13 protein-coding genes are annotated in these 12478 nt (G+C 59.7%); 9 read left to right on the forward strand and 4 right to left on the reverse strand.

From position 1 onward, the window contains the following. The 3 genes from cobM to V6582_RS18320 all read left to right on the forward strand — a co-directional run bounded on the left by cobM (position 1) and on the right by V6582_RS18320 (position 2757). Positions 1-792 carry a precorrin-4 C(11)-methyltransferase gene (gene cobM / locus V6582_RS18310; protein ID WP_156630562.1) on the forward strand — a complete coding sequence of 264 codons (792 nt, stop codon included), beginning with the start codon at positions 1-3 and terminating at the stop codon, positions 790-792. Between the two features lie 69 nt (positions 793-861). Further along, positions 862-1821, forward strand: coding sequence for a nucleoside hydrolase (locus V6582_RS18315; RefSeq protein WP_156630563.1), 960 nt, complete (start codon positions 862-864; stop codon positions 1819-1821). A 402-nt stretch (positions 1822-2223) separates the two neighbouring features. Further along, a complete protein-coding gene (locus tag V6582_RS18320) occupies positions 2224-2757 on the forward strand; it encodes a chemotaxis protein CheD (RefSeq protein WP_337739170.1) in 534 nt (177 codons plus the stop codon). Between the two features lie 63 nt (positions 2758-2820). On the opposite strand, the gene V6582_RS18325 is transcribed toward V6582_RS18320, so the two are convergent. After that, the gene (locus V6582_RS18325; RefSeq protein WP_156630565.1) at positions 2821-3513 is read right to left on the reverse strand and encodes a cobalt-precorrin-6A reductase; all 693 of its coding nucleotides are present in this window, start codon (positions 3511-3513) and stop codon (positions 2821-2823) included. After that, positions 3497-4624, reverse strand: a complete 1128-nt coding sequence (locus V6582_RS18330) for a cobalt-precorrin-5B (C(1))-methyltransferase (protein ID WP_234889566.1) — start codon at positions 4622-4624, stop codon at positions 3497-3499. Before V6582_RS18330 ends, V6582_RS18325 begins: the two co-directional genes overlap by 17 nt. Positions 4625-4766: 142 nt before the next feature. Between V6582_RS18330 and cobA the strand changes: the two genes are divergently transcribed. The 6 genes from cobA (at position 4767) to V6582_RS18360 (ending at position 10973) form a co-directional block, all read left to right on the forward strand. Further along, positions 4767-5609: a uroporphyrinogen-III C-methyltransferase gene (cobA, locus tag V6582_RS18335; protein WP_156630566.1), complete on the forward strand. Its 843-nt coding sequence runs from the start codon at positions 4767-4769 to the stop codon at positions 5607-5609. After that, a complete protein-coding gene (locus V6582_RS18340) occupies positions 5606-6916 on the forward strand; it encodes a cobyrinate a,c-diamide synthase (RefSeq protein WP_156630567.1) in 1311 nt (436 codons plus the stop codon). Before cobA ends, V6582_RS18340 begins: the two co-directional genes overlap by 4 nt. Further along, positions 6913-7926 carry a threonine-phosphate decarboxylase CobD gene (gene cobD, locus V6582_RS18345; RefSeq protein ID WP_156630568.1) on the forward strand — a complete coding sequence of 338 codons (1014 nt, stop codon included), beginning with the start codon at positions 6913-6915 and terminating at the stop codon, positions 7924-7926. The genes V6582_RS18340 and cobD overlap by 4 nt, the downstream gene beginning before the upstream one ends. Then, complete coding sequence (cbiB, locus tag V6582_RS18350) at positions 7923-8894, forward strand: adenosylcobinamide-phosphate synthase CbiB (RefSeq protein WP_156630569.1); 972 nt, start codon at positions 7923-7925, stop codon at positions 8892-8894. The genes cobD and cbiB overlap by 4 nt, the downstream gene beginning before the upstream one ends. Before the next feature lie 121 nt (positions 8895-9015). Then, on the forward strand, positions 9016-10431 hold the full coding sequence (gene mgtE / locus V6582_RS18355) for a magnesium transporter (RefSeq protein ID WP_156630570.1): 1416 nt from the start codon (positions 9016-9018) through the stop codon (positions 10429-10431). Between the two features lie 155 nt (positions 10432-10586). After that, positions 10587-10973, forward strand: a complete 387-nt coding sequence (locus V6582_RS18360; RefSeq protein WP_085946629.1) for a MerR family transcriptional regulator — start codon at positions 10587-10589, stop codon at positions 10971-10973. Between the two features lie 47 nt (positions 10974-11020). Here V6582_RS18360 and V6582_RS18365 read toward each other — a convergent pair whose 3' ends face one another. Continuing rightward, positions 11021-11497 carry a methyltransferase family protein gene (locus V6582_RS18365; protein ID WP_070150556.1) on the reverse strand — a complete coding sequence of 159 codons (477 nt, stop codon included), beginning with the start codon at positions 11495-11497 and terminating at the stop codon, positions 11021-11023. An 11-nt stretch (positions 11498-11508) separates the two neighbouring features. After that, on the reverse strand, positions 11509-12477 hold the full coding sequence (locus V6582_RS18370) for a DUF1624 domain-containing protein (protein WP_337739171.1): 969 nt from the start codon (positions 12475-12477) through the stop codon (positions 11509-11511). Between the last annotated feature and the right edge of the window lies 1 nt (position 12478).

Here is a 12478-nt window from a genome sequence, read left to right on the forward strand (position 1 = left end):
ATGACGGTTTATTTCATTGGTGCCGGTCCAGGCGCGCCAGATCTGATCACCGTGCGGGGCTTGAGGCTGATTGAGCGCTGCCCGGTCTGCCTCTATGCCGGATCGCTGGTGCCGGAGGAAATCGTCAAGGCAGCGCCTGCGGATGCGCTGGTCAAGGATACCGCACCGATGCATCTGGATGAGATCATCCAGGAAGTTCAGGATGCACATGCACGGGGCCAGGATGTGGCGCGGGTGCATTCAGGCGATCCGGCCATCTATGGGGCGATTGCCGAACAGATGCGCAGGCTGGATGCACTTGATATTCCCTATGACGTGGTGCCGGGCGTGCCAGCCTTTGCGGCGGCGGCCGCACGGCTGAAGACCGAACTGACCCTGCCGGAAGTGGCCCAGACGGTCATCATCACTCGCACGGAGATGAAGGCATCGTCGATGCCGGAATTCGAGACGCTTGAAATCCTCGGAAAATCCCGCGCCACGCTGGCCATCCACCTGTCGATCCGCAATCTCAACCATATCCGCGAGACGCTGACGCCTTATTATGGCGAGGATTGCCCGGTGGTGATTGCCTACCGCGCCACATGGCCGGATGAATTGTTCATCCGCACCACGTTGAAGGACATGGCCGAAGAGGTGCGAAAGGCAAAGATTACCCGCACGGCACTGATCATGGTCGGCAAAGTGTTCGGCGATGTCGCCTTTCGCGATAGCGATCTTTACAATTCTGATTTTTCCCATGTGCTGCGCAACGTGGGCAAGAAGGGTGTATCCAAGAAAAACCAGGCCGTCTGACGGCAACAGTGGTTGCGGGATAGCGCAAGGCCGCTATTCTCCGTCAAAGGACATATAAAGGACAGTGCGATGCATAAGGTGATTTTCGATACGGACCCCGGCGTTGACGATGCCATGGCACTGCTGTTTCTGCACCACCATGCGGATATCGATCTGCTTGGCATTACCACTGTATTCGGCAATGCCACCATTGAGACCACGACCCGCAATGCGCTCTATCTGAAGCAGGAATGGAATATCGAGGCGCCGGTTGCCAGGGGTGCTGGCGAAACCTTCATTCCGCATCGCGTTACCCATGAGCCGCCGAAATTCATTCACGGCGATGATGGGCTTGGCAATATCGGCGTGCCGGATGCCGTTGACGTGCCGCTTGATCCGCGCCCGGCGCATCGCTTCATCGTCGAGACCATCCGCGCCAATCCAGGCGAGGTGAGGATTGTCGCCGTTGGCCGAATGACCAACCTTGCCAATGCTTTGAAGGAAGATCCTGAGATCGTTTCTCTGGTCAAGGACGTGGTCATCATGGGCGGCGCCTTCGATGTCAATGGCAATGTGACGCCCGCCGCCGAGGCCAATATCCACGGCGACCCGGAAGCGGCCGATATTGTCTTCACCGCCGGTTGGCCGGTGGTGGTGGTTGGTTTGGATGTAACGACGAAAACCGTGATGACCCGCCAGGCGCTATCAGACATCCGCGATGCGGCGGGCATGCGGGCGCAATTGCTGTTCGACCTGTCGCAGTTCTACATCAAATTCTACGAGAGCCGGGTGCCTGACGGCATGGTGGTCCACGATAGCTGCGCCTGCGCCTATGTCGTGGCGCCGGAACTGTTCACCACCCGCAGCGGCTCGATCCGCGTGGTTTGCGGCGGCATTGCTGACGGCCAGACCATTCAGAAGCCTGACAGCATGGGCTTCGGCCCCAGTGACTGGGACGACCTGCCAAGCCAGACGATCTGCACCGATATCGAGGCCGGTGCCGTGCTGAAGCTGATCCACGACACGATCGTGTCAGTCCAGGAAGCGTGACTTGGTCCGCTACATTTCTTAACCAATAAAGAGTAGACAATAAATCAATATATTCATGGTTTATTAGCCAGGAAGCCAGAATGCCCGCCTCATCGGGGAATTGGCACCACTGAATTGGGTGGTGTCTGCGTTGTGTCCGATGAGTGAGCATGTTGCGATGATGTCTGGTGTAATTTCTTATCCAAAGCCTAAGGCATAATTTCTTAAACCGGTTGCAGTTTAAGGAGAACATTATGCAGAAAATATAAAGTGTTACAGCGTCCTTTGTGCGTTTTTCCAAAGCACATGGCGCTGTGGCACGGCGCGCGGACAGAAATGAGCAATAGGTTTTTGTTTCAATCTATGCTTTTATTCTATGTAAATGCAGGGGTGGATTGAATGTCTTTCGTTTGGAATGCTCCAGTGGCTTCACGAATGGATCTGCCCAAGGGTCGGGTGACCATTTCGCAGGGACAATTTGCCGTCAGCGACGATCCCGGTACGGTGATGACGACGGTGCTTGGTTCCTGCGTCTCGGCCTGTATTCGCGATCCTGTTCTGGGTCTCGGCGGCATGAATCATTTCGTATTGCCGGGTCCGGTTGCCAAGGGCATGAGCAAGAGCGAGGCGGCGCGGTATGGCTGTCAGTTGATGGAGCTTCTTGTTGCCGGACTGCTGGCGCGGGGCGCAAATGTCTGGCGGTTGGAGGCAAAGATTTTTGGTGGCGCCAGTCCCGGCAACTCCTTCTATAATGTGGGAGCGCGTAACTTCGATTTCGCGCGCCAGTTTCTGGCAACGAACGGTATTTCGGTTGTCGAGGAAAATGTCGGCGGCCCCTATGGCTGCAAGATCGAATATTGGCCCTATTCTGGCAAGGCCAATTGTATGCCGCTCACCGGACGCATGGGTGCGAAGCCCAAGGTCACGGCAATTCGGTCTTCAGCGCAGAAGTTCTGAGGATATCGCCTTCAGCGTCGTAAAACCAAACCCTAAATAAAAACACTGCGACAACGCAATCTTTCAGCCCGTCACCGGACGGGCGATCATCACCACGGGCAATTCCAATTTTCGGGCCGCGATAATCTTGCCATAGCTTGCCTCGCCGCCTGAATTGCGGGTCACGAGATGGGTGATGGCATGGCTTTCCAGCAGGGCTTTTTCCGCTTCCCAATCCGCCGCTGCTTTGCCGAGAATGAGGTCGGCATCGGCAAAAGGCGGCGGCGTTGAAGGCGCATCCACCATGCGGATCACGAAGTGGCAATCCGTTCGCCGTGCGAATAGGTCGATATATTGCCGCCCCAGCGCCAGGAAGACCCTGGCTCCCCCCGGCAACGTATGGGCCGCCGCGTCCAACGTCTCGACCATGGTCCAGCGGTCGCCGGGTTGTTGCAGCCATTGCGGTCGCAGATGCACGGTCAGCGGTACGCCTGCTTTCCGGCAAGCTTCGACGGCATTGGCGGATATTTGTCGGGCAAAGGGATGGGTGGCGTCGATCACCCTGGTAATGCCTTCACTCCTCAGATAGGCAACCAGCCCATCGACACCGCCGAAACCACCGATGCGGACCTCTCCAGCCAGACTGGCCGGATATTCGGTGCGTCCGGCAAGTGCGGTAATGACGAAAGCCTCGCCTTGCTCCACCAGTTCTGTGGCAAGCTTTGCAGCCTCTGCTGTACCTCCGAGAATGAGGATGCGCTCAGGAGGCGATGGCAAGGATCGCTCCCGTCCGGTCGGTGACGATCACATCGACCGCGATATCGGCACCGCGCAGGACCGAAAGGGCTGTCTGTCTTGCCCTTTGCGCAATCGGTGTTGCCATGTCCAGATTGTTTTGCCGGGTGATGTCGAGGATTTCCAGGGCGGTGTTTGCGGACCTGATCCTCTCCTTGATGTCTTGCGAGAGAGGATGATCGGAAATCAATGTTTCCATGAAGGAATTGTCGATCTGGCTGCGGGCGGAATGCAGATCCAGCGCGCCTTGCGCCAGCTTGCTCATCTTGGCAAATCCGCCAGCAATCGTCAGCCGTGGCACGGGGTGTTGGCGCAGATATTTGAGCAGGCCACCCGCAAAATCGCCCATATCCAGCAGCGCTTCCTGCGGCAGGCCGTAAAGCTGCTGCGCGGTTCGTTCCGATGTTGAGCCGGTGGCGCCCAGCACATGCGCAAGGCCCATGGCGCGCGCCACATCGATGCCGCGATGGATGGAGTGAATCCAGGCGGCACAAGAAAATGGATTGACGATGCCGGTGGTCCCGAGCACCGAAAGCCCGCCGATAATGCCCAGGCGCGGGTTCCATGTCTTTTCCGCCAGCGCTTGACCGCCGGGAATGGAAATGGTGATTTCCACATCGGGCGCCACTCCATGCTGTTTGGTCAGTGCTTCCACCTCGGCCACCATCATCGCACGCGGGACGGGGTTGATGGCCGGTTCACCGATGGCAAGCGGCAGGCCGGGCCGTGTCACCGTGCCGACGCCGTCACCTGCCACGAAGCGGATGCCAGAACCAGCAGTGAGAAGCCGTACGGTGGCAATCACGGTTGCGCCATGGGTCACGTCAGGGTCGTCGCCGGCATCCTTGACGATGCCCGCCGTGGCCTGGCCGTCCGCGATCTGTTCATAGGCGAGCGCAAAGGCCGGTTCCTGGCCGCCCGGCAGGCGGATCGATACCGGATCGGGAAATTCACCGGTCAAAAGCGCCGTCAGCGCTGCCTTGGTCGCGGCTGTCGCGCAGGCGCCTGTGGTCCAGCCCTTGCGCAGCGGTCCATTCGGCTTGCGCGGAGCGGCGGCATCGGGCGTTTCGGTGGGCGGCGCGGCTTCGGTCATGGTTCTTTATAGGCAAGGCTTGCGGCGGGGGGAAGATGGGGGCGTCCTTTGCCATTCATTCGGACAAACCATCTTCATGGCGGTATAATTTTCCCCGCCAACCGATTTCGGTTTGGGAAATTATGCAGTAGATCTTCTCAGTATGACGCAAGATGTTTTCAAGCCTTTGCCACTGTTGCAGCCGGGCCATGTCTGGCTGGCGGGGGCAGGGCCGGGTGATCCAGGTCTGTTGACGCTGCTGGCGGTGCGTGGCCTGTCCATGGCGGATGTGATTGTCCATGACGCGCTGGTGGATGAGGCTTGCCTTGCCTACGCCAATCCGGGGGCCGTGCTGGAATATGCCGGCAAGCGTGGCGGCAAGCCTTCGGCCCGGCAGCGCGATATTTCCCTGCGACTGGTGGAACTGGCCAAATCCGGCAAGCGGGTGCTGCGGCTGAAAGGGGGCGATCCCTTCGTGTTCGGGCGCGGCGGCGAGGAGGCGTTGACATTGGTCGAACATGGCGTGCCGTTTCGCATCGTACCCGGCATTACCGCGGGCATCGGCGGACTGGCCTATGCGGGCATTCCCGTCACCCACCGCGAGGTCAACCATGCTGTCACCTTCCTGACCGGCCATGATTCGTCCGGCGCCATGCCTGATGGCATCGATTGGCAGGCGGTGGCCAAGGGCTCCCGGGTGATTGTCATGTATATGGCGATGAAGCATATGGGCCATATCGCCGCGCAATTGATGGCGGCAGGCAGGCAGCCTGAAGAACCGCTGGCTTTCGTCTGCGATGCGGCAACGGACCGGCAACGGGTGCTGGAAACCACGCTGGGTGAGGCCGATGTCGCCATGCAGGCCGCAGGCATCCAGCCACCCGCTATCGTGGTGTTGGGCGATGTGGTGCGGCTTCGCCCCTCGCTGGACTGGCTGGGCGCCTTATCTGGCCGGGGTTTGCAACCGGACCCATTTGCCCATCGAAGCCTAAAGGACACGGCATGAGTGGTCTTCTGATTGCCGCACCTGCCTCTGGCTCGGGCAAGACCACCGTCACGCTCGGCCTGTTGCGCGCCTTGAGCGAGGCCGGTCATAAGCTGGCACCGGGCAAGGCCGGGCCGGATTATATCGATCCGGCTTTCCATGCGGCGGCAAGCGGTGAGACCTGCCTGAATTTTGACCCCTGGGCGATGCGGCCTGAGCTGATCGCCGCCAATGCCGCCCTGCACCGCCAGGGTGGGCGAACCCTGGTGGTCGAGGCGATGATGGGGCTTTACGACGGGGCAGCGGATGGCACCGGCTCGGCGGCTGATCTTGCGCTGATGCTCGGCCTGTCGGTGGTGCTGGTGGTTGATTGCGCCCGCACCTCGCATTCCGTCGCGGCCTTGGTGAAAGGCTTTGCCGATTTCAGGCCCGGTCTGCTGATGGTCGGTGTCATCCTCAACCGGGTCGCCAGCGACCGGCACGAGGCGATGCTGCGCCAAGCGTTGGACGCGATCCGCATGCCGGTTCTGGGCGTGATCCGCACCGATACGGGTCTTGCCCTGCCGGAGCGGCATCTGGGACTGGTGCAGGCGGCGGAGCAGACCGATCTTGAAGGCTTTATCAGCCATGCCGCGCAGGTGGTGGCAAAAGGCTGTGATCTCGACGCTATCATCAGGGCGGCGGTTCGCAGCCCTGATCCGGTCTCGGAGGCCAATATTGCCCGGCTTGCGCCGCTTGGTCGCCATATCGCCGTGGCGCGAGATGAGGCTTTTGCCTTTTGCTATGAGCATATGCTGCTGGGCTGGCGGCGACGGGGCGCGCAGATCAGCTTCTTTTCGCCCTTGCAGGATGAGGCTCCGGCAGATGATGCCGATGCGATCTATCTGCCCGGCGGTTATCCCGAACTTCATGCTGGGCGGATCGCCAATGCCCAACGGTTCCGGGCGGCTATGCAAAAAGCAGCAACAGGGCCTGTGAAGATTTACGGGGAATGCGGTGGCTATATGGTGCTGGGCGAGGGATTGACCGATGCAGATGGAGCCGTCCATGCGATGCTGGGGCTTTTACCGTTGAAAACCAGCTTTGCCGCGCGAAAGCGCCATCTGGGCTATTGGCTTTTGCGGCCATTGGCGGGAGATTTCTTCGCCCATGCCATGACCGGCCATGAATTTCATTATTCGACCGTGATTGAGGAAGGCGAGGGAGACCGGCTGTTTGCCGCCGAGGATGCCCTGGGCGTCTCCCTGGGGCATGTTGGGTTGCGGCGCGCCAATGTGGCTGGCTCCTATATGCATCTGATTGACCGTGCGGGCGAGAACAGTTCATGACATTACAGCCCGGCCAAACCATTGCCCATGGCGGCGGCCTTGCGGCGGCAGCGCGCGTTTATGGCGGAAACATTGAAGACTGGCTGGACCTGTCCACCGGCATCAATCCCTGTCCACCGGATCTGCCCGCCATCGATGCCCGCGCCTGGCATCGCCTGCCGGACCGTGAGCGCGAGGATGCAGCGCGGCTGGCAGCGCGGGATTTTTATCGCAGCGGAACCGTTCTGCCGCTACCGGTTCCCGGCACGCAATCGGTCATCCAGCTTTTACCGAAGTTGATGGATGCGGGCAGGCGCGCCGCCATTCTCAGCCCCACCTATGGGGAATATGCCCGCAGCCTCACGCTGGCCGGTATCGCTGTCGATGCGGTGGACAGTCTTGAGGCCGTTACATCCGCCCATGGGCTGGCGGTGGTGGTCAATCCCAACAATCCAACGGGCCGCCAGATCGAACGGGCGGAACTGGTCGCCGCTGCGCAGCGCATGGCGGTTGATGGGGGTCTTTTGCTGGTGGACGAAGCCTTTGCCGATGCGCAGCCGGAGCAGTCTCTGGCGCCGCTTGTGGCTGAGCACCCCAATCTGCTGCTGTTTCGCTCCTTCGGCAAATTCTTTGGTCTGGCAGGTTTGAGGCTGGGCTTTGTGATTGCCGATCAGGCGCTGTTGGACCGCTTTGCCTGTTGGCTTGGCCCCTGGGCGGTGTCCGGCCCAGCTTTGTCGGTGGCAACCCAACTGTTCAGTGCCGATCATCATGCGCTTCGCACTCGGATTTTTGCCCGCAAGGCGGAGCTTGATGCGGTTTTGGCGCAGGCGGGTTTGACGGTGATCGGTGGCACGCCGCTGTTTGCGCTGGTGGAGCAAGCGGATGCGGCGAAGATCCATGCCCATCTGGCGCGCACGCATATCCTGACGCGGATTTTTGAGTATGCGCCGGGCTGGCTGCGGATCGGTCTGACGCCCGACGAAGACGCCGATGCGCGGCTTCTTGCCGCCTTGCAGGCTTTTCGCTCATGATGGAGGCAAATCAGCTTATCCTGTTGTTGGCGCTGGTGCTTGACCGAGTGGTTGGCGACCCGCCCTGGCTATGGTCGCGCCTGCCGCATCCGGTGGTGCTGTTCGGCAAATGTATTGCCGCATTCGACCGGCTGCTGAACCGCCCTGTTCTGGCCGGTCCACTGCGCAAGGCAGGCGGCGTTGTGGCAATTGTGCTTCTGCTGCTGGTAAGCCTTAGCGTTGGATATGGACTGCATCGGCTGTTTGCGATGCTGGGATTTCTCGGGTTCCTGCTGGAAATTGTCGTCACGGCGGTGTTTTTGGCGCAGAAAAGTCTGCTGGACCATGTGAAGGCCGTTGCCGATGGCTTGCTGCATGGGGGGCTTGCCGGTGGTCGCCGGGCCGTGTCGATGATTGTCGGACGCGATCCCGATATGCTGGATGAGGCCGGTGTGGCGCGGGCCGCGCTGGAAAGCCTGTCAGAAAACTTTGCCGATGGCGTGGTGGCGCCCGCCCTCTGGTATGGCCTGCTCGGCCTGCCGGGTCTGCTTGCCTATAAAATGCTGAACACCGCCGATTCGATGATCGGCCATAAATCCGAGCGCTATATGCAGTTCGGCTGGGCCTCTGCCCGGCTGGACGATCTGGCCAATTGGCCTGCGGCCCGGCTGGCTGGCTTGTTGATCGTCTGTGCTGCCGGCATTGGCGAGGGCATGGCGGCGGCCAAAAGGTGCTTCACGGTGATGATGGCTGATCACGGCTTGCATCGCTCGCCCAATTCCGGCTGGCCGGAAGCAGCGACGGCGGGCGCTCTGGATGTGGCGCTGGCCGGACCGCGTATATATGCCGGAGACGCGGTCTATGAGCCAATGATGAATGCCGCGGGCCAACGCGCCATTGGTGGTGCGGATATCCGGCGCGGTCTTTTGCTGATCGACGGTGCCTGGCGCATCGGTGTTGGCATTTTGCTACTGCTGGCCCTGTTGTGACGGATAACCTGCTGTTTTTTGTGGCATGTATCGTCACTGTCATGCACTTATGATGAAGCTGATTCAGTGAAATGCAGGATTCGTTTGCGGCAGGCCGCCGCGAACCGAACGGGGCGTGAGTATGAGTGATATTGAAGAACAGCTACGCCCGCGTCATTCCCGTGACGATGAAAAGGCCGACATCTACGACGAGGATGGTTCGATCCGCAGCGATTTTCGCGCGCTGGTCGGTGCCGCGATCGCCGATCGCGATGTGCTGTTCCTGCGCAAGGAAGTCGCGCATCTGCACGAATCGGAAATGGGCGACCTGATCGAGGCGATCCAGCCGGATCAGCGATTGGCGCTGATTACCCTTCTGGGTGACGATTTCGACATGACGGCGCTGACCGAGGTGGATGATGCCATCCGCCTGCAGATCGTCGATCAGATGCCGAACGAGCAGATCGCCGCAGCCATCGGCGATCTCGATTCGGACGATGCCGTCTACATTCTCGAAGACCTTGACCAGGAAGACCGCGACGAAATCCTCGCCCAATTGCCGTTTACCGAGCGGGTGCGGTTGCGCCGCGCCCTGGATTACCCGGAAAGCTCCGCCGGACGGCGTATGCAGTCGGAATTCGTGGCCGTTCCACCCTTCTGGGCGGTGGGCCAGACCATCGACTATATGCGCGAAGAAGAAGGTCTGCCCGAGAGCTTCACTCAGATCTTCGTCATCGATCCCACCTTCAAGCTGCTGGGCGTGGTCGATCTCGACCGTATCCTGCGCACCAAGCGGCAGGTGAAGATCGAAACCATCATGCGCGAAACCAACCATCCGATCCCGGCCGAAATGGACCAGGAAGAGGCGGCGCAACTCTTCGAGCAATACGATCTTCTCTCCGCCGCCGTGGTTGATGAAGGCGGGCGGCTGGTGGGCGTGCTGACCATCGATGACGTGGTTGACGTGATCCAGGAAGAGGCCGAGGAAGACTTGATGCGCCTGGGCGGCGTCGGCGATGAAGAATTGTCGGACAGTATTCCAGAGACCTCCCGCTCGCGTGTGCCTTGGCTGCTGGTCAATCTGCTGACTGCTTTCCTGGCCGCCTCGGTGATCTCGCTGTTTGAGGCAACCATTGAGCAGATCGTCGCGCTGGCGGTGCTGATGCCGATCGTGGCGGGCATGGGCGGCAATGCCGGATCGCAGACCATGACCGTGACCGTTCGGGCGCTCGCCACCCGCAATCTCGACATTCACAATGCCTGGCGGGTGGTGCGACGCGAAGCGGGTGTCGGGTTGTTGAACGGAGTGATCTTCGGCATCTTGATAGGCGTCATTGCCGGGTTCTGGTTCCATGATGCCAATATCGGCGGCATCATTGCCTCGGCCATGCTGATCAACATGATGGCCGCCGCCATTGCCGGTATTCTCATTCCGTTATTGTTGGACAAGATCGGTGCCGACCCGGCGGTTTCCTCGGCGGTTTTCGTGACCACTGTCACCGATATTACCGGGTTCTTTTCGTTTCTGGGCCTCGCAAGCTGGTGGTTTGCGATCTAGGCCTTTGAATGCCTCATTTGCAATTCGCAAAATCTGTCAAAGCTCTGTCAAAGCAGCGAGACGCTTCCCGCTTGAAGCGGCGAGGTGAACAAAAATTGACTTTTACGTCAAAGTTAATATGATTATCGTCTTGAGCGATACGGAACACCATGGCCTTGAAAAAATCTTACAGCATCACCGAATTGACCCGCGAATTCGGCGTTTCGACCCGTACTCTTCGTTTCTACGAGGATGAGGGGTTGATCCAGCCGGAACGCAAGGGCCGTACCCGTGTCTACCGGGGTGCCGACCGCCATCTTCTCAAAGAAATTCTGCGCGCTCGTCGCATCGGCTTTACGGTAGCAGATATCCGCGAAATCATCCATGTCTATAAGCAGCCACCGGGCGAGATTGGCCAATTGAAGCTGATGATGAAGCGTATCGATGAAAAGCGTGACGATTTGCGCCAGAAGCGCAAGGATATCGACGAGACCCTGGCAGAACTGGATCAGGCCGAAGAGGCCTGCCTGACCCGTCTGGTGGAAATTGGTGTCGGTTCATAGAGCGAGCCGACACCCAGTCGTTTAAGCTCATCGCTTCCGGTAATCCTTTAAAGCCAGCGGCGTGTGTGCTGGCAGTAGCGTTCGAAATCGACGCCGAACCGTACCAATAGATGCATTTCCTCACAGCGGATGGCGACCATGGTCGTCAACATGGCGGTGAGGGGCGCTGCCAGGACCAGCCAGACATTGCCGAGGATCATTCCCGCCGCGACCATCAGCAGCGTATAGCCGAGATAGATCGGGTTGCGGGAATAGCGGTAAGGCCCCTCTGTCACCAGCCGCCGGGCGCGCTGGTGCTGGCTAAGGGGTGTATAGTTGGACATCAGGGTCTTGATGGCCCAGAAATCGATGGCGATTGCACCGGTGGCGATCATTGCGCCGGTCATCCACATGACGGGCTCCTGGTCCTCGAAAGGACTGACAGGGGCAACATAGGCATCTAGAAAAAAAGCAATGACACAGGCGCCGACATAAAGAAGCGGCGGCCATGGGTATTTCAGCGGCTTCATGCGATAGGCGTTCATGTTAGGACCCTTTATTGGCTGGCGATCGTGCATTCCCGCGCCAGTTTCAGGACCCTTTCATCTTGCGCCGCTATGATTGCCCCAGACTGGAGCGGTTCCAGTATATTTCCGGTCTGCAATTTCTCCAGAGTGCAGCCGCAGAACCGTTGGCAAAAGCCGGCGTCGTTATTGCCTGCCGTGCAGGATTGCTGGCAACTGCGGTCATAAGCCGCCGCCCTGTCGGGTGGTGGCGGGGCGACGACCAGCGTCGCCAGATAGACGAGAGCGATCAGCACCGGTTGATGCACCAGGTAGAAGACCAGGCTATGGCGGCCCGCAAGCGAGAGCAATTTCGGGCCGGACGGCCAGGCTGCCAGCTTTTGCCACAGGCTGAACCGCAGGGCGAGGCGGGCGCTGGCAATGCCAAGCAACACCGCGGCAAACCATGGAAACACCGGCACATAGTCATTTGAGCGCGGAATGGTCTCGGACAGGCCAAGCCACCAGAAATAGGGTGCGTCGAATACGGCTGAGCGCGCATAAAGCGGCAGGATCAGCGTGGCAATTGCCGCGCCCAGCGTGACGACCACCGGCAGGCGAATGAAGGCCAGACCAAACAGGCTCATCAGCGCGATGGCGTGGAGAATGCCGAAAAAGATCCAGCCCGCCCCCATGGCCAGATAGGTGGCAACGGATATGGCAAAGGCACTAGCGCCGATCTGCGCCAGCCGCTTGCCAAAGGACTTCCATCGGATGCCATTTCGATGCGCCAGCACCAGGCCGATGCCGACCAGGAACAGAAAGGTCGAGGCGATGCAACGGGCATAGATCTTCAGAACCCCGGTTTCCGCCGTGCCCGGTGGCAGATAGCCAAAGAATTCCAGATCCCAACTGAAATGATAGGAAGCCATCGCCAGCAGCGCCAGTCCGCGCATTGCATCGAGCAGTCCGATGCGGGTGGTGGATTTGGCAGGAAGGGGAGATTCGGTTGGAAAAGCCACG

This window comes from Agrobacterium vitis, from assembly GCF_037039395.1.
Classification (GTDB): domain Bacteria; phylum Pseudomonadota; class Alphaproteobacteria; order Rhizobiales; family Rhizobiaceae; genus Allorhizobium; species Allorhizobium vitis_E.

Bases quoted from the DNA above. Each gene is read 5' to 3' on its own strand.
- cobM (WP_156630562.1), top strand. From the start codon at position 1: ATGACGGTTTATTTCATTGGTGCCGGTCCAGGCGCGCCAGATCTGATC.
- V6582_RS18315 (WP_156630563.1), top strand. From the start codon at position 862: ATGCATAAGGTGATTTTCGATACGGACCCCGGCGTTGACGATGCCATG.
- V6582_RS18330 (WP_234889566.1), bottom strand. From the start codon at position 4,624: ATGACCGAAGCCGCGCCGCCCACCGAAACGCCCGATGCCGCCGCTCCG.
- cobA (WP_156630566.1), top strand. From the start codon at position 4,767: ATGACGCAAGATGTTTTCAAGCCTTTGCCACTGTTGCAGCCGGGCCAT.
- V6582_RS18340 (WP_156630567.1), top strand. From the start codon at position 5,606: ATGAGTGGTCTTCTGATTGCCGCACCTGCCTCTGGCTCGGGCAAGACC.
- cobD (WP_156630568.1), top strand. From the start codon at position 6,913: ATGACATTACAGCCCGGCCAAACCATTGCCCATGGCGGCGGCCTTGCG.
- cbiB (WP_156630569.1), top strand. From the start codon at position 7,923: ATGATGGAGGCAAATCAGCTTATCCTGTTGTTGGCGCTGGTGCTTGAC.
- mgtE (WP_156630570.1), top strand. From the start codon at position 9,016: ATGAGTGATATTGAAGAACAGCTACGCCCGCGTCATTCCCGTGACGAT.
- V6582_RS18365 (WP_070150556.1), bottom strand. From the start codon at position 11,497: ATGAACGCCTATCGCATGAAGCCGCTGAAATACCCATGGCCGCCGCTT.